We start from the raw sequence: 18,388 nt of genomic DNA, 5'->3' as shown, positions 1-18,388 counted from the left end.
CCGAGAGCTATGTCAGACATTCATTCCGCATCCATCGGCTTTATCGCCCCCATTGGCGACTTTGGCCGACACAATTCGCAAGTCACAGGCAGCGTCAATCACCTGTGGAAGGACTTCTATGCCCAGGCCATGGCAGAGCAGTCGGCGACGGATGAATTCCCGGCCATCGAATTGCCCCTCGCGGCGGCGGACGAAAATGCCGAGCCCAGCGGCGGCAATGATGTCCTGAGCGCCATCGTGACCCAGCGCCATTGCAACGTGCAGGACACCGAGATCAAACCGCCCGAAGCATTGTTCTTGCCAATCGCTGAATTTGAGCTGGATTTGCTGCCGCCCACCGCGCTGCCCTTCCCGCCGGATGTCATCGCCGAACAACAGCACCAGCAGGCGTTCAACGAAGCCTGGGTTCGCCCATTGGTCATGGCCCAAGGTCAGCCGTTGCCCGAGCCGGGCCCGGCGCCTGAGCCTCGGCCTTTGCACTTACCCATTGCCGAATTTGAAATGGACCTGCTGGACAAACCCGCCGAGCCATTCGACGCGGCCACCTTGAGTGAACAGCAGCACGCGATGGACTTTGACCTCGCCTGGACGCGCCCGTTGATCGTCAACAACCTGCGCCTGGCGGCTTAAAGCAGCCCCAGTTGCTCGGTGGTTTGTGGCGTGTGCAAGTGGGCCAGTGCGGGCAGCCCCGGCAAGCGCTCAGACAATTGCTGATGAAAACGCCGCGCCAGCTCCGGTGCCCGGTGGTTGTCCGGGGTGTGCAAAAAGACATAAGGCTTGCGGCCTTCTTCGATCCAGCCAGCGACTTTCTCCACCCAGGGTTTCAAGTAAGGGTCATTGGCCTGCAGCTCCGGGCGCCCGATAAAGCGCACTTGCGGGCATTGAGTAAACGCTGCCGGGCGCGGCGGCACTTTGGGCTTTTTCGACTGGGCATGCAGCACCGCCGGGTCGCTGGAGTCGCAACTGAACAGTGCCCGCGAGTCCAGGCAAATACGCTCGACCCCGCGCTCCATCAACAACCGATTGAGCAAGCGCTCGGCATCGCCCTTGGCAAAAAACTCCGGGTGACGCACCTCAACGGCCAATGGCCGCTGCATCTCGTCGATAAAGCTCACCAGCTCGGCCAGACGCTGCGGCCCGAAGCTTGCGGGCAGTTGCAGCCAGAACGGCGCCACGCGCGGCCCCAAGGGCTTTAACAGTTGCAGGAAGCTTTCGATTCCCTGCCCTTGCTCGCGTAAATCGCCACCGTGGCTGATCTCTCGGGAGAACTTGGCCGTAAAGCGAAAATGTTCGGGCATGCTGCTTGCCCAACGCGCCACTGTGGCGGGCTTGGGGCTGGCATAGAACGTGGTGTTGCCTTCAACGGTATTGAACACCTGCGCGTACAGGCTCAAAAACTCGGTGGGTTGGGCATTTTGGGGGTACAAGCCTTCACGCCAGGCGTTTTCACTCCAGGACGGGCAGCCGAGGTAATAAGGCAGTTGGGCATCAGTCATGCCGTCAAATGTACAGGTCCAGACCCATCACTTCTATTTCCCAATCAACAAAGCCTTGGGTGGTCAGGTAACTGGCGAGGGCGCTGGCGGCGTTTTTGCTCATCCCGCGCTGGAAAATCATGTCCTGGGAACGCACCGGCAGTTGGCTGATGCGCTCACCCGACGAGGCCTGGCGAGTGACTTGCGGCAGGTTTTCAAGTTCAGCCGGGCTGTCTTCTACCGACTCATCAACCTGCACCTTGCCTTTACGCGGCTTGCGCTTGATGGGGTAAGACTGGGAGGAAAAGCCGTCAATACGCATAAGTGCAAGCTCGATAGCGGTATTGGCAATTTAGCGGCGTTGGTCCGACTAAGCAAATAGTCCTGTGGGAGCGGGCTTGCTCGCGATGCAGGCAACGCGGTATGCCTGTAACACCTTGCCGATTCAATCGCGAGCAAGCCCGCTCCCACAACCCGATCCCACAAAAGATGGGCTTAGATAAGGCCACGCTCCGCCCGGGTTGCCGCTACTTTGTCGCGCAGGTACACCGGCTGCGCATCGTCAGCGCGGATGGCTTCGCCGCGCGCCCAGGCAAAACGCGCCAGGGTCAGCAAGTCTTCAGCGTGAGGCAACATGCCAGCGTCCAGCGCCGTTGGTTTGACGTTCAAGCGCTCGGCATAGCCCCAGCCGGTGCCTGCACCAAACCAGTCACCGCTGGCGCCGTCCGGCAACGCAGCGGCTTCAGGTGGCAACACCGCTTCGACGCCTTGCAGGCGCATTTCACCGGCCTGCTCGCGGTAGCAACCCCAATACACTTCGTCCATGCGCGCATCAATGGCCGATGCCACCTGGGTCGCGCCGTGCTCGCGATAGGCACGCTGGGCCAATGCTGCCAGGTTGGAGATAGGCAATACCGGGCGCTCCAGGGCAAAGGCCAGGCCTTGCACCACGCCGATGGCGATGCGCACACCGGTAAACGCACCCGGCCCGCGACCAAAGGCAATCGCCTCGACCGCCGACAGCTCAACGCCAGCCTGGGCCAGCAGATCTTTAATCATCGGCAACAGCTTTTGCGCATGCAGGCGCGGGATCACCTCGTAGTGGCTTGTGACCTTGCCATCGTGCAGCAAGGCAACAGAGCAAGCTTCAGTCGCGGTATCCAGGGCCAGCAAGGTGCTCATCGGTGTTCCCGTCAGAATCAAAATTGAAAAAAGTGCAGCAGTATAAACAACAACAGCCCGCAAGCGGGCTGTTGTCACCAAGCAAAATCGACTTATCAGCTCAGGGCTGCAAGCACCTTGGCGGTGATCGATTCTACCGAGCCAACACCGGCGATGTGGCTGTACTTGGGTTTGCCTTGGGCAGACTCAAGCTTCTGGTAGAAATCCACCAGCGGCTTGGTTTGCGAATGGTAAACCGACAGGCGGTGACGAACGGTTTCTTCGGTGTCGTCTTTACGCTGAACCAGGTCTTCACCGGTCACGTCGTCTTTACCTTCAACCTTTGGCGGGTTATGCGCGATATGGTAAACGCGGCCCGACGCTTCGTGAACGCGACGACCGGCGATGCGCTGAACGATTTCTTCGTCTTCTACGGCGATTTCAACCACGTGATCCAGCTCTACACCGTTGTCGACCAGTGCTTGAGCTTGAGGGATGGTGCGCGGGAAACCGTCAAACAGGAAACCGTTGACGCAATCTGGCTGAGCAATGCGCTCTTTGACCAGGTTGATGATCAGATCGTCAGAAACCAGACCGCCGCTGTCCATGATGCTTTTAGCTTTCTGGCCCAGCTCGGTGCCAGCCTTGACCGCAGCACGCAACATATCGCCGGTGGAGATTTGCGGGATGCCAAATTTTTCAGTGATGAACTTCGCCTGAGTACCTTTACCGGCCCCGGGAGCTCCCAGCAGAATTACGCGCATCGATGTGCTCCTCAATTTTTTATTTAAATGACAACAGACTCGCCTCTTGGGGCCAATCTCAAAATCGGGTAATGGCCGCAAAACAGGCCAAAGGGCTGACCAAGATACACAGCCGTTCCGGACCACACAAGCGGGCCAAAGTAGGAATAATCACTGCTAAAGCAGCCCTTGCGACCGGGTGTCACAGGTCGTAACCCTGGCAAAAAGTGTCGCGCCGGGGCCGGATCAGGCCATGAAAAGCCCCGATGTTTGGCACCACGGCGCGACTTTTGACTAGCGAACGAGCTTAGCCGGTGTTGCGCAAACCCGCCGCGATCCCCGCCACAGTCACCAGCAGCGCTTGTTCCAGAGGGCTGTCCTGATCGGTTTGCTGGCGTCGCGAACGCGCCAGCAGCTCAGCCTGCAACAAGTGCAGCGGGTCAAGGTAGGTGTTGCGCAAGCGGATGAACTCCAGCGTGTCCGGGCTGTGCGCCATCAGTTGAGACTGCCCGGTCAAACCCAGCACCACCTCGCACGCCTGCGACAATAAGTCGCGTAAGTGAGCACCCAAAGGCAGCAATTCAGGGGCCACCAGACGTTCGTCATAGAGCCGGGCGATGTCGGCATCCGCTTTGGCCAGGACCATTTCCAGCATGTCGATGCGGGTGCGGAAGAACGGCCACTGCTCGCGCATTTGCGCCAATTGCTCTCCTTCACCGCGCGCCAGCGCCTGGCTGAGCGCGGTTTCCCAGCCGAGCCAAGCGGGCAGCATCAGGCGGGTTTGGGTCCAGCCGAAAATCCACGGAATGGCGCGCAAGCTTTCAATCCCGCCTGCACGGCGCTTGGCCGGGCGACTGCCCAAGGGCAAGCGGCCCAATTCCTGTTCCGGGGTGGACTGGCGGAAATACTCGACAAATTGCGGGTTGTCGCGCACCACCGAGCGGTAGGCCTTGACCCCATCGTCGGCCAGTTCGTCCATCAGCACTCGCCACCCCGGCTCAGGCAGCGGCGGTGGGAGTAATGTGGCTTCGAGTACCGCCGACAGGTACAGGTTGAGGTTTTGCTCGGCGATGTCAGGCAGGCCAAATTTAAAGCGGATCATCTCGCCCTGTTCGGTGGTACGGAAACGCCCCGCCACCGACCCCGGCGGTTGCGACAGAATCGCCGCATGCGCCGGGCCGCCGCCACGCCCCACGGTACCGCCACGGCCATGAAACAGCAGCAGGTCGACGTGTTGCTCGCGGCAAATATTCACCAGATTTTCTTGCGCCCGGTACTGCGCCCACGCCGCTGCCGTGGTGCCAGCATCCTTGGCCGAGTCGGAGTAGCCGATCATCACTTCCTGCGGCCCCTGCAGGCGTGCGCGGTAGCCCGGCAACAGCAATAGACGCTCAATCACCGGCCCGGCATTGTCCAGGTCGGCCAGGGTTTCAAACAGTGGCACCACGCGCATCGGACGCTCAAGCCCGGCCTCTTTGAGCAGCAGTTGCACCGCCAGCACGTCAGAAGCCGCACCCGCCATGGAGATCACGTATGAGCCCAGCGAAGCCCCCGGCGCAGCTGCCACCTCACGGCATGTGGCCAGCACTTCGGCCGTCTCGGCGGCGGGTTTGAAGTAACCCGGCAACAGCGGGCGCCGGTTATTCAATTCGCGCATCAGGAAGATCAGACGCGCGTCTTCATCCCAGTCTTCATAGCGGCCAAGGCCCAGGTAATCGGTAATTTCAGTCATGGCCGAGGTGTGCCGGGCCGCGTCCTGACGCACATCCAGGCGCACCAGGAACAGACCAAACGTCACCGCCCGACGCAGGCAATCGAGCAGCGGCCCGTCAGCAATCACGCCCATGCCACAGGCGTGCAGCGACGTGTAACACAGCTTCAAGGGTGCCAGCAGGTCCTGGTTGTCGCTCAACACACCTTCTGGCGCAGGTTGTGCGCTGTGCAAGGCGCTCTGCGCCCAGGCCCGGGTGATGCGCAAGCGTTCACGCAATTGTTTGAGCACCGCGCGGTACGGTTCGGCACTCTCCCCCGCCACCGCGAGCAATTCATCGGTGGCCTGCTGCATGGACAGGTCGGCGGCGAGTTTATCGATGTCACGCAGGTACAAATCGGCGGCCATCCAGCGCGCCAGCAAGAGCACTTCGCGGGTGACCGTGGCGGTCACGTTGGGGTTGCCATCACGGTCGCCGCCCATCCACGAAGCAAAGCGAATGGGCGCTGAATCCAGCGGTAAATGCAGCCCGGTGGCCTCGTGCAACGCCGCGTCGGCGGTGCGCAGCATGTTGGGCAGCGCCTGCCACAACGAGTGCTCAATAACGGCAAAACCCCACTTGGCCTCATCCACGGGCGTAGGGCGGGTACGGCGGATTTCTTCGGTGTGCCAGGCTTCGGCGATCAAGCGCTGCAAGCGCTCTTCGATTCGCGACTTCTCGGCCAGGGTCAGATCCCGGTGATCTTGAGCCGCCAGTTGCTCGGCAATCGCGTCGTATTTTTGGATCAAGGTGCGGCGCGTGACTTCGGTCGGGTGGGCCGTGAGCACCAGCTCAATCTCAAGGCTGCTGAGTTGTTGCGCCAGCGAGTTCGCGTCATGCCCTTCGGCCAGCAAGCGGTTCAACAACGTGGGCAGCACCTGCGACTCAAACGGTTGCGGCTGGTCATCGCCACGCCGGTGAATCAACTGGTATTGCTCGGCGATATTAGCCAGGTTCAAAAACTGGTTGAACGCCCGCGCGACCGGCAACACTTCGTTATCGCTGAGCGCATCGAGAATGGCGCTCAATTCTTCGCCCGGAGTGCCGTGCCGGTCGTCTTTGGCACCCTGGCGGATGCGTTCGATCTTGGCGAGAAACGCGTCTCCGTATTGGTCACGAATCGTATTACCCAACAGCTCACCCAGCAGGTGAACATCATCGCGCAAGCGTGCATCAATATCGGTCATCAGCCATTTCTCCAGCAGATTCTGGGCGAGTTCGTGCCCCAAGAGTGCGTCGCAATGGGCGTCGCTGGCAAGCCGTGCGCGCGCTAAACAGCTAATTAGTCTATGACCCATCAGTCAGAAAAATTTTAGGCAAACTGCCATCTTTTTTTTTGAACTATTCAAATTTCGTTCAGGTCACAGCTTTTAACCATCACTGCAGGAACCTGCGTCCAACTGCTCCAGGTCACCCGACAGTTGTGATGGAGATGATGTTTTTAAGGAGTTTCCTAATGGAGTTGAAGACCATGATGACCCGCACTGTCAAAACCACCTCTCCTCGCCTGCGCGGGCTGAAACTGGCTGCATTGGCGATCGGTGCCAGCTTCGTTTTAGCCGGTTGCGCTGGTAACCCGCCAACCGAGCAATACGCTGTGACGCAGTCGGCCGTGAACAACGCCGTCAGCGCTGGCGGTACCGAATACGCTCCAGTGGAAATGAAGTCGGCACAAGACAAGCTCAAACAAGCTGAGCTGGCCATGCACGACAAAAAATATGACGAAGCCCGTCGCCTGTCCGAACAAGCTGAATGGGACGCTCGCGTAGCAGAACGTAAAGCCCAGGCCGCCAAAGCCGAGAAGGCCGTTCAGGATGCTCAGAAAGCCGTCCAGCAACTGCGTCAGGAAGGCATGCGCGGCCTGCAATAACAGCCGCCCCTCTTTGATCGCAACTGGCGATACAGCATTCCTAATAGATAGAAAGGACAACTATTATGCGCAATACAGTAATGATCCCTGCCCTGCTGGCCCTGAGCGTTGGTTTGGCCGCGTGCTCGCACCAGCCGAACGTTAACCTGGAAAACGCCAAGAGCAACTACTCGGCCCTGCAAACCAACCCGGAAGCGACCAAGGTTGCAGCGCTTGAAACCAAAGACGCTGGCGAGTGGCTGGACAAGGCTGAAAAGGCCTACCTGGACAAAGAAAAAGAGTCCAAGGTTGACCAACTGGCTTATCTGACCAACCAGCGTGTTGAACTGGCCAAGCAAACCATCGCCCTGCGTACCGCTGAAAATCAGCTGAAAAACGCCGGTTCCGATCGTGCCCAAGCCCTGCTGGACGCCCGTGACGCGCAAATCAAAAAGCTGCAAAGCCTGAACGCCAAGCAAACGGATCGCGGCACCCTGGTGACCTTCGGTGATGTACTGTTTGACTTCGACCAGGCCAACCTCAAGCCTAACAGCCGCGAAAGCATCGCGACCCTGTCCAACTACCTGATCCAGAACCCGGATCGCAAGGTCATTGTTGAGGGTTACACCGACAGTAAAGGCAGCGCCTCTTACAACCAGAACCTGTCCGAGCGTCGCGCCAATGCGGTTAAAGCGGCACTGGTACGTGCCGGTGTAGACCCATCGCGTATCGTTGCCCAGGGCTATGGCAAGGAATACCCGGTTGCTGACAACAGCAGCAACTCGGGCCGCGCTCAAAACCGCCGCGTTGAAGTGACCATCTCCAACGACAACCAGCCGGTTGCGCCACGCTCTTCGATCCAGTAAATCGATAAGCGTTAAATGAAAGCCCCGCCTGAGTGATCAGGCGGGGCTTTTTGTTGTATGGCTTTTCCCTCACCCCAGCCCTCTCCCGGGGGAGAGGGAGCTCTACCGACGTGTTCTCACATTCAGCGTCAGGCTCACAGATCGCCAAAAATCTGCAGCAGCCCGCAATCGGGAGAGCCGTGGTGAGAGCGCTTTTGCTCTTAAGGTTGCAGCTTCGGCGTTTCTTGCCCCATGCAATGCACGGCCTGTTTTTTGTTGTTGACCAACACCCCGGTCAGGCCTTTTTGTTCGGTATCAAACAGCACCACAATCCCGTCAATACACTGCGCCACTTGATTGGCCGGGGTCAGGGAGACTTTGTAGTCCTCGCCCGGCAAGGTCTTGAGCATGGTGAAGTCGTTGAGCAGCAACGCATCCTCAGGCTTGGCGAAGTGCAGGTAACCGTAGTACCACAGGCAGCCCACCGTACCGATGATGGTGCCGATGCCAGTGAGGATCAGGGGGATGGCGTTACGCTCTTCACTCATTGCGGGGTCTCTGTTTCGGGAGCTTTAGTGGGCGGGTAATTGGGGATCTCCCCCAGTCGCCGCACACCGTTGAAATATTTCGGGTCTTCAAGATAACGCAGCATCACTTGGCGCCAGGTCGGGTCACCAAACGTTTGCACGTGACCGCCCCGGGTCAGTTGCAACACCTTGGGCGGCGGCGCGGCCTGGTACAGGCGGATGCCGTTGGACAGCGGGACGATCGGGTCGTCCATGCTGTGAAAAATCAACACAGGCACGTCTTTCATGTCCGGCATGGCGTACACCGCACTGTCTGCGTCAGGCACCAACCACGACAGCGGCACTTGCAAGGGCCAGGTCAGCCAGGACGTGCTCAGGGCAAATTGCCCCACTTCGCGGTAACTGGCCGGTACACCATCAAGCACCACAGCCTTGAGACGGGTGCGCTGCTGCGGGTGCTGGCTCAGGTAATGAACGCCCATGGCCCCGCCCAGGCTTTGCCCCAGCACAATCAGCGGCTGCCCCTGCACGGCCGATTGTTGCTCTAACCAGTCAAAGGCGGCGTCGATGTCCTGATACACCGCTGGCAAGCCCGGTTTGCCCTGCGACAGGCCATAACCGCGATAATCGAGCATCAGCACTTGATAGCCCTGCTCGGGCAACCAGGCCACCGCGCCCAGGTGGTACGCCAGATTGCCGCCATTGCCATGCAGGTGCAGCACGGTGCCCTTGAGCGGCACGCCGGGCTTGGCCGGCAGCCACCAACCATGCAGTTGCGTGCCATCGGCGGCAGTGAGGTTGACGTCTTTGTAGGCAAGGCCCGCCGCCGTCGGGGTAATCGGCTGACCAGGTTCGGGGTAAAACAACAATGAGCTGCATCCGCTGAGGGCGAGCAGCAGGCAGAGTGCAGCCAGGGTTTTCATTGAATGGACCGCCTTGTCACAAAATATTGGAGTAGTCGGCTTCGATCCGGTCCAGGCTCAAGTGGTTGAGGAAGTTGGAGAAGCACATCCATGCCGACAAGGCGTTCATGTCGCGGAACTGGTCCGGCAGGTATTTAGGCGCAACCACTAATCCTTCATCGACCAACTGGCGCAAGGTGCGCATGTCTTCCAGCGTGGTCTTGCCACAGAACAGCAGCGGCACTTGTTCGAGCTTGCCCTTACGCACGGCCAACTGAATGTAGTTGTAAACCATGATGAAGCCTTTGAGGTAGGACAAGTCTTTGGTGAATGGCAGTCCATTTGGCACCGAGCCACGGAAAACCCGACTCGCGTTGCCGTAGCTTTCTGGCATCTCGAACCCCTGATCACGGAAGAACTGATACACCTGCATAAAGTCCGCGCCCTCTTCCACCATGTGAATGGCGCGGGTGCGGTTGGTCAGTTTGCGCAGCCGGCTCGGGTAGGAGGCAAAGGTGATGACTTCCATCAAAATCGCCAGCCCTTCCTGGGTCACGGTCGATGAGGGCGGGCCTTTGGACAGGAAGGTGCAAATCGGCTGGTTCTGGCCATTGAGCGTGGTGCCCACGTGCACCAACCCTTCGTGCACTTCGAGGGCGCGTACGTCGCGCTCGTTGAACATCGCATCGCTGCGGATCTTGATGTAGTCGGCGCCGGCCGCTGCGTCCGCAACGATACCGTCCGACTCAAACACCCGGATGGTTTCTTCGCACTCGCCAAAGACCTTGTTGAGCCGACTTTGCAGCAGGTTGACCGCATCTTTGGCGGTCAGGTTTTTGGCTTCGTCCTTGAGGTCGCCACGCCCGTCGATGTTGTCCAGGTAATCGGACATCATCAGGCCCAGATCGGCCAGCGTCGGATCACCGGCATGGAACGCGTCGGAAGCAGCGCCGTACAACTCTTGGGAAATCAGCCCGAAATCTTCAGTGCCGCGTGCTTCGAGCATGCGCACCACCATACGGTACTCTTTGCACATGCGCCGCATGATCTGCCCGACCGGGTTGAACTGCCCCAGTTGCCGGGTGATGTCACGCTCAATGTGCTGGAACTCTGACTTGACCGCACTGGAGTCAAAAGACAGCGGCCGGGACAAGTAATAGTCACGGCTGACCGCTGGCATCTCTTTGCCTTTGGCCTTTAAAAAACCCTGGCGGATGCTGTCATCCCACTTCACCGCATCCAGCACGCGGATCGGCGCCTGGGCCAGCACAATGCGGTCTGACAATGTGCGTATGGTGCGCTGGTAATCGTCCACCCGCGGCTCCTTGATTAAATACGGTTACTTGATCGCACGCTGATAGCGGGCCACTTCGACAAAGACGTCCGAATTGGCAGGATCATCGAGGTATGCAAAAACTGTAGCTGATGGGCTCTGGATCTGTACGCCTGAGCCTTCAGACGTTTCGACCGGCTCACCGTTCAAGGCCGACTGGCCTATCGCCTGCTTGATCTGGTCAAGGTCCAGGTCGTACACCACCAACTCGCCGTTGTCGTTCACCTCAAAACCATTGAGGGTGTAGCCACCGCCCAGCTTGGCGGGCAAATTGGCCGAGGCGTACCAGCGGCTGCCGTGGCGGGCAACGATAAAGGTGTAACGATCACGCGCCTTGGGTTCACCCTTGGGGTACACCACAGCTTCGTAGCGCGTCTTGTCGACGGCGCGGATATTCAGGTTGCGCGCCTCGCCCCAGGCATCCTTGCTGGTCCATTTTCCGAGCAGTTGTTTTGGCGCTGGCTGGGCCGCGATCGGTGCGTCTTTAAACGTCACCAGGCACCCGCTCAACATCAAAAATGACAATGCCACCAGCAATACGCGCCACACTTTCATGCCTGCATCCTTCTATAGAGCGGCCAGGGCTCATTGAGTAGGGCCTGATATTCCATCCGACTGACAATCGCCGTCAACCGTTGGTATGCCTTATCACTGACTGTGGGAGCGGGCTTGCTCGCGATGCAAGCGCCCTGGTCTACCTGCCACAAGGCGTTGATGCCATCGCGAGCAAGCCCGCTCCCACACAAAGATCCAGCTCAGCGTTCTGCAGGCAATAAAAAACCGCCTTGAATCGGCGGTTTTTTATTCAGCATCGTTACGCTTGTGGGCGCATGTGCGGGAACAGGATCACGTCGCGAATCGACGGGGAGTTGGTCAACAGCATCACCAGACGGTCGATACCGATACCTTCACCCGCCGTTGGCGGCATGCCGTATTCCAGTGCACGCACGAAGTCGGCGTCGTAGTGCATGGCTTCGTCGTCACCGGCGTCTTTGTCCGCCACCTGCGCCATGAAACGCTCGGCTTGGTCTTCCGCGTCGTTCAACTCGGAGTAGGCGTTGGCGATTTCACGACCACCGATAAACAGCTCAAAGCGGTCGGTCACGTTCGGGTTGTCGTCGTTACGACGGGCCAGCGGCGACACTTCAAACGGGTACTGGGTGATGAAGTGCGGCTGTTCCAGCTTGTGCTCGACCAGCTCTTCGAAAATCATCACTTGCAGCTTGCCCAGACCTTCGAAGCCCAGCACCTTGGCACCGGCTTTCTTGGCGATTTCACGCGCCTTGTCGATGTCGTTCAGGTCTGCAGCGGTCAGCTCAGGGTTGTACTTGAGGATCGAGTCGAAGACCGACAGACGCACAAACGGCTCGCCGAAGTGGAACACCTTGTCGCCGTAAGGCACGTCGGTGCTGCCCAGCACCAGCTGTGCCAGTTCACGGAACAGCTCTTCGGTGAGGTCCATGTTGTCTTCGTAGTCGGCGTACGCCTGGTAGAACTCAAGCATGGTGAATTCTGGGTTGTGACGGGTCGACACGCCTTCGTTACGGAAGTTACGGTTGATCTCGAACACTTTTTCGAAGCCGCCCACCACCAGACGCTTGAGGTACAGCTCAGGCGCGATACGCAGGAACATTTCCATGTCCAGCGCGTTGTGGTGAGTTTCGAAAGGCTTGGCTGCCGCGCCGCCCGGAATGGTTTGCAGCATCGGCGTTTCAACTTCAAGGAAGTCACGCGCCATCAGGAAGCTGCGGATGTGCGCGATCACTTGCGAACGCACACGGAAGGTGTGGCGCACGTCTTCGTTAACGATCAGGTCAACGTAACGCTGGCGATAGCGCTGCTCGGTGTCAGTCAGACCGTGGTGCTTGTCTGGCAGCGGGCGCAGGGATTTGGTCAGCAGACGCACGTTGGTCATTTCAACGTACAGGTCGCCTTTGCCGGAACGGGCCAGGGTACCTTCAGCGGCGATGATGTCGCCCAGGTCCCAGGTTTTCACGGCGGCCAGGGTTTCTTCTGGCAGGGTTTTACGGTTGACGTAGACCTGGATGCGACCGGTCATGTCCTGGATCACCATGAACGCGCCACGGTTAAGCATGATGCGACCCGCAACCTTGACCGGAATAGCTGCTTCAGCCAGCTCTTCCTTGGTCTTGTCGGCGTACTGCTTCTGCAAATCAGCGCAGTAGTTTTCACGACGAAAATCATTCGGGAAGGCGTTGCCTTTAGCGCGCTCGGCTGCAAGTTTTTCCTTGCGCAGGGCGATCAGGGCGTTTTCTTCCTGTTGCAGGTCTTGGGGGTCGAGTTGTTGGTCGCTCATGTCTTAAAAATTCCATCACAGGTTCGTTGCCCCTGCCCTGCGGCAGGGGTTGGCGGGCCTTTAGCGCGCCTTGAGGCATCGCATTGGCTGCGCACTTACGGTTATTGCGCGACTTACAGCCCTTGTTTCAGGCTGGCTACCAGGTATTCGTCGATATCGCCGTCGAGCACTTTGTCGCAATCGCTGCGCTCGATGTTGGTACGCAAATCCTTGATACGCGAAGCGTCGAGTACGTACGAGCGGATCTGGTGGCCCCAGCCGATGTCACTCTTGGTGTCTTCCAGGGCTTGGGACGCCGCGCTGCGCTTCTGCATTTCTTGCTCATAAAGACGGGCCCGCAACATTTTCATGGCGGTGTCTTTGTTCGCATGCTGGGAACGTTCGTTCTGGCAGCTCACCACGGTGTTGGTCGGTACGTGGGTAATCCGCACGGCCGAGTCGGTGGTGTTTACGTGCTGACCACCCGCACCGGAGGAACGATAGGTATCGATCCGCAGGTCAGACGGGTTGATGTCGATTTCGATGTTGTCGTCGATTTCCGGCGAAACGAAAACAGCCGAGAACGAGGTGTGACGACGGTTGCCCGAGTCGTAAGGGCTTTTACGCACCAGACGATGGACGCCAATCTCGGTACGCAGCCAGCCAAAGGCGTATTCACCCTTGATATGCACGGTTGCGCCTTTGATCCCGGCGACTTCACCGGCAGACAGTTCCATGATGGTGGCATCGAAGCCGCGCTTGTCGGCCCAACGCAGATACATCCGCAACAGGATATTGGCCCAGTCTTGCGCTTCGGTACCACCGGAGCCTGCCTGAATGTCCAGGTAAGCGTTATTGGCGTCCATCTCACCGCTGAACATGCGGCGGAATTCGAGTTTTTCAAGGGCTTCGCGCAGACGCTCGACTTCAGCGGCAACGTCATCGACAGCGGCCTGGTCTTCTTCTTCGGCAGACATCAACAGCAGGTCTTTGGCGTCGGCCAGACCTGTGTGCATCTCATCCAGGGTTTCGACGATCTGAGCCAGTTGGGCGCGTTCGCGGCCTAACTCCTGGGCGTACGTCGGGTTGTTCCAGACACTAGGATCTTCAAGCTCGCGATTGACTTCGATCAGACGCTCATGCTTTTGATCGTAGTCAAAGATACCCCCGAATAGTTTCGGAGCGCTCTGACAGGTCCTTGATGCTGTTAAGGATCGGGTTGATTTCCATGGCTGGCGGCACTCGTAGGCGATTTTTACAAAGCCGGGGAGTATACCGCAAACATGGGTTGGCAGCAGCCCGCCTGGCGGGGGCAGTTCACTTTGTAGGAGCTGCCGAAGGCTGCGATTTTTTGCCTTTAAATATCAAAAGATCGCGAGGCAAGCTCGCTCCTACAGAGTTTTGGGATGGCTTTTTGACGCATTCCGTCAGCAATTTCCTCTTCCCAATGCAGGGCACTTCCTAGTTGCTGTTATGCGCCTAGCAGATGGTGCACTCGGTCGAAATGGCCCGTGCGGTGGTGGATTCATTGCTGGACAACGCTGAGTAACAACCCCCCTCATGTAAGCAAAACCTACCCTGTAGGAGCGAGCTTGTCTCGCGATCTTTTGCCTTTAAAGATCAAAAGTTCGCGAGACAAGGTGGGATGGGTTACTCGATCCCGACCTGGTTACGTCCGTTGTGCTTGGCCAGGTACAGGCCTTTGTCCGCCGCGGAGATCAATTGGCGTGAGCTGCCGTTTTGTTGCGGGGTGAGGGTCGCCAGGCCAATGCTGATGGTCAGGCTGCGGCCTTCGCTGGGCTGGATGTGCGGGATTTTCAGGGCTTCTACGGCCTGGCGCAGTTTCTCTGCCACCAGTCGTGCTCCGCCCTGGGAGGTGTTGGGCAAGACGATGGCGAATTCTTCACCGCCGTAACGCGCCGGCAGGTCAGACGGGCGACTGCTAGCATCACGAATGGTCGCGGCCACTTTGCGCAGCGCTTCGTCGCCGTCCAGATGGCCGAAGGTGTCGTTGAAGGACTTGAAGTAGTCAACGTCGATCATCAACAACGACAGCTGGGTCTGCTCCCGCAAGGCGCGGCGCCACTCCAGCTCGAGGTATTCGTCAAAGTGCCGACGGTTCGACAGCCCGGTCAGGCCGTCCGAGTTCATCAACCGTTGCAGCACCAGGTTGGTGTCGAGCAGTTGCTGCTGACTCACACGCAGCGCACGGTAGGCCGCGTCACGCTGCAACAGGGTCATGTAGGAGCGCGAGTGATAGCGAATGCGCGCCACCAGCTCGATGTTATCGGGCAATTTGACCAGGTAATCATTGGCCCCCGCCGAAAACGCCGCGCTTTTGATCAGCGGGTCTTCTTTGGTGGACAGCACGATGATCGGGATATTCTGGGTCGCCGGGTGATTGCGGTATTCACGCACCAGGGTCAGACCGTCCAGCCCCGGCATGACAAGGTCCTGCAAAATCACGGTCGGTTTGATGCGGATGGCTTGCGCAATCGCCTGATGCGGGTCTGCACAGAAGTGGAAATCAATGTTCTGCTCTAGCGCCAAACCCCGGCGCACGGCTTCGCCGATCATCGCCTGATCGTCTACCAGCAGCACCATGGCGGCGTTTTCGTCTGTTTTAACGTCGTCCAACTGTAAATCGCTCATGCGCGTTCACCTGAATTACTGCCTTCAAGCCAGTCCTGCGGGATTTTGTCGATCATTTGGCAAATATCTCCAGCAAACGTGGCGCAATCTTGTCCAAAGGACGGATCTCAACCGCGGCATCAATGGCCGCAGCTGCTTTAGGCATGCCGTACACCGAACTGCTGTGTTGGTCTTGCGCAATGGTGAGGAAGCCTTGTTGGCGCATGAGTTTAAGCCCCTGAGCCCCATCGCGTCCCATGCCGGTTAATAACACCCCCACGGCATCTCCCTTCCAGTACCTTGCAACACTTTCAAAAAACACATCAATCGAGGGGCGGTAGATCTCGTTTACCGGTTCTGCCGTGTAGGCCAAGGTACCGTTTTTCAACAACCGTATGTGGTGGTTAGTGCCCGCCAGCAATACCGTCCCCGGCTGTGGCACTTCGCCTTCCCGGGCCAAACGTACGTCCAGCCCGCACGAGCCGCTCAACCACTCCGCCATGCCCGCCGCAAACACTTGGTCTACGTGTTGCACCAGGACGATAGGCACCTGGAAATCTCGCGGTAGCCCCTTGAGCAAACTTTCCAGCGCCGCCGGGCCGCCCGCAGACGAGCCAATCACCACCAGCCCGCCCTGCAAGCCCAATGCCCGCGGCTGCGCCGACACCGGGCGCACCCGCTTGTCACTCTGCCCCATCAACCAGCCCACGTTGAGGATCTTGCGCAATAACGGCGCTGCCGCTTCTTTGGCGTTGCCTGCACCCAACGCGGGTGTGTCCACCACATCCAGCGCACCAAAGCCCATGGCCTCAAACACGCGGTGTACGTTCTGCTCCCGGTCAACGGTCACAATCACGATGGCACAGGGCGTTTCAGCCATGATCCGTCGCGTCGCCTGCACCCCGTCCATGACCGGCATGATCAGGTCCATCAAAATCAGGTCCGGGGTGAACTCAGCACACTTTTGCACCGCTTCGGCACCATTGCGAGCGACCCAGACCACCTCATGGCTCGGCTCAAAGGCCAACGCCCGACGCAATGCTTCAACCGCCAAAGGCATGTCGTTGACGATGGCGATTTTCATGTTTGGGCTCCCCCGATGAGTTCAACCACGGCATCAAGCAAGGCGTCGTCATGGAAGCTGGCTTTGGCTAGATAATAGTCGGCTCCCGCATCCAGGCCACGTCGTCGGTCTTCTTCGCGGTCTTTATAGGACACGACCATAACCGGCATGGATTGCAGGCGGTTGTCACGGCGCAACAGGGTGACCAGCTCGATGCCATCCATGCGCGGCATGTCGATGTCGGTAATCAACAGATCGAAATGCTCGGCACGCAGGGCGTTCCAGCCGTCCATGCCGTCAACCGCAACGGCCACTTCATAACCCCGATTAATCAGCAATTTGCGCTGCAATTCACGTACGGTCAGTGAGTCGTCTACCACCAGAATGCGTTTGCGGGTCAATTCTGCGGTGTGCCGATTGCGCCGATCAATACGCTCCAGACGCCCGGTGTTGAGCAACTTATCGACCGAACGCAGCATATCTTCAACATCGACAATCAGCACTGGCGAGCCATCGTCCAGCAGCGCACCGGCCGAGATGTCCTGCACCTTGCCCAAGCGCGGATCGAGCGGCAAAACCACCAGGGTCCGCTCACCGATAAAGCGCTCGACCGCGACGCCATACACGGCGTCGCGCTCACGGATGACCACCACTTTGAGGGTTTCGTCATCGCTTTGGCTGGGCGGGCGCTGGAGCAACTGGCTGGCGGCCACCAGACCAACGTGCCGGCCTTCGTGCCAAAAGTGCTGACGCCCCTCGACTTGCACGATGTCATCCGGCAACAGGTCGCGCATACGCTCGATGTGCGCCAGCGGGAAGGCGTAGGCCTCGTCGGCCACTTCAACCACCAGGCTGCGCACCACCGACAAGGTTAGCGGCACTTCCAGCAGGAACCGGCTGCCCTGCCCTGCGGTTTGCTCCAGCACGATGGCACCGCGCAACAGGCGCACCATGTGTTGCACCGCATCCAGCCCGACGCCGCGCCCGGAGACTTCAGTCACCGTATCGCGCAGGCTGAACCCCGGCAGAAAGAGGAAGGTCAGGAGTTCTTCTTCGCTCAGTTGCGCCACCGTATCGGCGGTGGATAACTGGCGCTCGACGATGCTGCGACGCAAGCGTTCGAGGTCGACACCGGCGCCATCGTCGCTCAGTTCGACGGCCAGCAACCCGGCCTGATGCGACACCCGCAAGCGGATCGTGCCTTCCGGCTGTTTGCCCGCCAGCAAGCGTTGCTCGGGCGATTCAATCCCGTGGTCGACGGCGTTGCGCAGCAAGTGGGTGAGCGGCGCTTCGAGTTTTTCGAGGACATCGCGGTCAACCTGGGTTTTCTCGCCTTCGATTTCCAGGCGAATCTGCTTGCCCAACGCTCGACCCAAATCACGGACCATGCGCTCCTGGCCCACCAGCACATCGGCGAACGGGCGCATGCGACAGGCCAGCGCGGTGTCATAGAGCAATTGCGCGCGCTGGCTGGTCTGCCAGCCGAATTCGTCGAGTTCGGCGGTCTGCTCGCTGAGCAAATGCTGCGACTCGGAGAGCACGCGCCGGGCCTCGTTCAGGGCCTCTTCAACCTCGTGCGTCAGGCCCACCACTTTGAGCTGCTCGTTAAGGGTATCCAGCGCCCGCAGGCTGGTGCTCTGCATGCGTTTAAGCCGATGCAGCGCCATCAGATACGGCTTGAGACGCTGGGTTTCGACCAGCGATTTACTCGACAGGTCGAGCAGGCTGTTGAGGCGCTCGGCGGTGACGCGCAACACCCGTTCGCCGCTTTCTGTCAGGCGCTGAGGCCGACGCGCAGGTTCGGGGGCCGGC

General features: G+C 59.1%; 17 protein-coding genes. 3 read left to right on the top strand and 14 right to left on the bottom strand.

Going from position 1 to position 18,388, the window contains the following annotated elements:
* Positions 1 to 9 precede the first annotated feature (9 nt).
* Entirely contained in the window at positions 10 to 630 is a 621-nt protein-coding gene (locus GHO25_RS18140; protein WP_153326162.1) for an energy transducer TonB, read from the top strand.
* Here GHO25_RS18140 and GHO25_RS18135 read toward each other — a convergent pair.
* From GHO25_RS18135 to ppc, 5 genes are all read right to left on the bottom strand, one after another.
* Positions 627 to 1,496: a DUF72 domain-containing protein gene (locus tag GHO25_RS18135; RefSeq protein ID WP_153391619.1), complete on the bottom strand. Its 870-nt coding sequence runs from the start codon at positions 1,494 to 1,496 to the stop codon at positions 627 to 629. The two genes, GHO25_RS18140 and GHO25_RS18135, sit on opposite strands and share 4 nt — an antisense overlap.
* Before the next feature lie 4 nt (positions 1,497 to 1,500).
* The gene (locus tag GHO25_RS18130; RefSeq protein ID WP_048368132.1) at positions 1,501 to 1,797 is read right to left on the bottom strand and encodes a hypothetical protein; all 297 of its coding nucleotides are present in this window, start codon (positions 1,795 to 1,797) and stop codon (positions 1,501 to 1,503) included.
* A 173-nt stretch (positions 1,798 to 1,970) separates the two neighbouring features.
* Positions 1,971 to 2,657 carry a tRNA (adenosine(37)-N6)-threonylcarbamoyltransferase complex dimerization subunit type 1 TsaB gene (gene tsaB / locus GHO25_RS18125; RefSeq protein ID WP_153326159.1) on the bottom strand — a complete coding sequence of 229 codons (687 nt, stop codon included), beginning with the start codon at positions 2,655 to 2,657 and terminating at the stop codon, positions 1,971 to 1,973.
* A gap of 95 nt (positions 2,658 to 2,752) precedes the next feature.
* Entirely contained in the window at positions 2,753 to 3,400 is a 648-nt protein-coding gene (gene adk / locus GHO25_RS18120) for an adenylate kinase (protein ID WP_048368134.1), read from the bottom strand.
* A gap of 286 nt (positions 3,401 to 3,686) precedes the next feature.
* The gene (gene ppc, locus GHO25_RS18115) at positions 3,687 to 6,317 is read right to left on the bottom strand and encodes a phosphoenolpyruvate carboxylase (protein ID WP_153391617.1); all 2,631 of its coding nucleotides are present in this window, start codon (positions 6,315 to 6,317) and stop codon (positions 3,687 to 3,689) included.
* 269 nt (positions 6,318 to 6,586) lie between these two features.
* Here ppc and GHO25_RS18110 point away from each other — a divergent pair, with 269 nt between their 5' ends.
* Positions 6,587 to 7,000 (top strand): DUF4398 domain-containing protein, encoded by a 414-nt coding sequence (locus GHO25_RS18110; protein ID WP_048368136.1) that lies wholly within the window; start codon positions 6,587 to 6,589, stop codon positions 6,998 to 7,000.
* A gap of 65 nt (positions 7,001 to 7,065) precedes the next feature.
* Positions 7,066 to 7,845, top strand: a complete 780-nt coding sequence (locus GHO25_RS18105; RefSeq protein ID WP_153373652.1) for an OmpA family protein — start codon at positions 7,066 to 7,068, stop codon at positions 7,843 to 7,845.
* A 200-nt stretch (positions 7,846 to 8,045) separates the two neighbouring features.
* On the opposite strand, the gene GHO25_RS18100 is transcribed toward GHO25_RS18105, so the two are convergent.
* The 9 genes from GHO25_RS18100 to GHO25_RS18060 all read right to left on the bottom strand — a co-directional run.
* On the bottom strand, positions 8,046 to 8,372 hold the full coding sequence (locus GHO25_RS18100; protein ID WP_048385602.1) for a hypothetical protein: 327 nt from the start codon (positions 8,370 to 8,372) through the stop codon (positions 8,046 to 8,048).
* A complete protein-coding gene (locus GHO25_RS18095; RefSeq protein WP_153391615.1) occupies positions 8,369 to 9,274 on the bottom strand; it encodes an alpha/beta hydrolase in 906 nt (301 codons plus the stop codon). The genes GHO25_RS18100 and GHO25_RS18095 overlap by 4 nt, the downstream gene beginning before the upstream one ends.
* A gap of 16 nt (positions 9,275 to 9,290) precedes the next feature.
* On the bottom strand, positions 9,291 to 10,568 hold the full coding sequence (locus tag GHO25_RS18090; protein WP_048368141.1) for a flavohemoglobin expression-modulating QEGLA motif protein: 1,278 nt from the start codon (positions 10,566 to 10,568) through the stop codon (positions 9,291 to 9,293).
* Positions 10,569 to 10,592: 24 nt separating this feature from the next.
* Positions 10,593 to 11,141, bottom strand: a complete 549-nt coding sequence (locus GHO25_RS18085) for a hypothetical protein (RefSeq protein ID WP_153391613.1) — start codon at positions 11,139 to 11,141, stop codon at positions 10,593 to 10,595.
* 259 nt (positions 11,142 to 11,400) lie between these two features.
* Entirely contained in the window at positions 11,401 to 12,903 is a 1,503-nt protein-coding gene (lysS, locus tag GHO25_RS18080; protein ID WP_048368143.1) for a lysine--tRNA ligase, read from the bottom strand.
* 113 nt (positions 12,904 to 13,016) lie between these two features.
* Positions 13,017 to 14,112, bottom strand: a protein-coding gene (gene prfB, locus GHO25_RS18075) for a peptide chain release factor 2 (protein WP_123749704.1) whose coding sequence is annotated in 2 segments (ribosomal slippage) — positions 13,017 to 14,039 and positions 14,041 to 14,112 — 1,095 coding nt in all. Because the reading frame shifts where the segments join, the coding sequence is not laid out codon by codon here.
* A 420-nt stretch (positions 14,113 to 14,532) separates the two neighbouring features.
* Positions 14,533 to 15,534 (bottom strand): PleD family two-component system response regulator, encoded by a 1,002-nt coding sequence (locus tag GHO25_RS18070; protein ID WP_048368145.1) that lies wholly within the window; start codon positions 15,532 to 15,534, stop codon positions 14,533 to 14,535.
* Between the two features lie 52 nt (positions 15,535 to 15,586).
* A complete protein-coding gene (locus tag GHO25_RS18065; protein WP_153391611.1) occupies positions 15,587 to 16,597 on the bottom strand; it encodes a chemotaxis response regulator protein-glutamate methylesterase in 1,011 nt (336 codons plus the stop codon).
* Positions 16,594 to 18,388: hybrid sensor histidine kinase/response regulator (locus GHO25_RS18060; protein WP_153391609.1), on the bottom strand; the 1,795-nt coding region annotated here is incomplete at its 5' end. The genes GHO25_RS18060 and GHO25_RS18065, both read right to left, overlap by 4 nt.

This window comes from Pseudomonas sp. FSL R10-1350, from assembly GCF_009600525.1.
GTDB classification, from domain to species: domain Bacteria; phylum Pseudomonadota; class Gammaproteobacteria; order Pseudomonadales; family Pseudomonadaceae; genus Aquipseudomonas; species Aquipseudomonas helleri.
The sequence above is the reverse complement of the archived record's forward strand: the minus strand, read 5'-3'. Positions and strand labels throughout refer to the sequence as shown.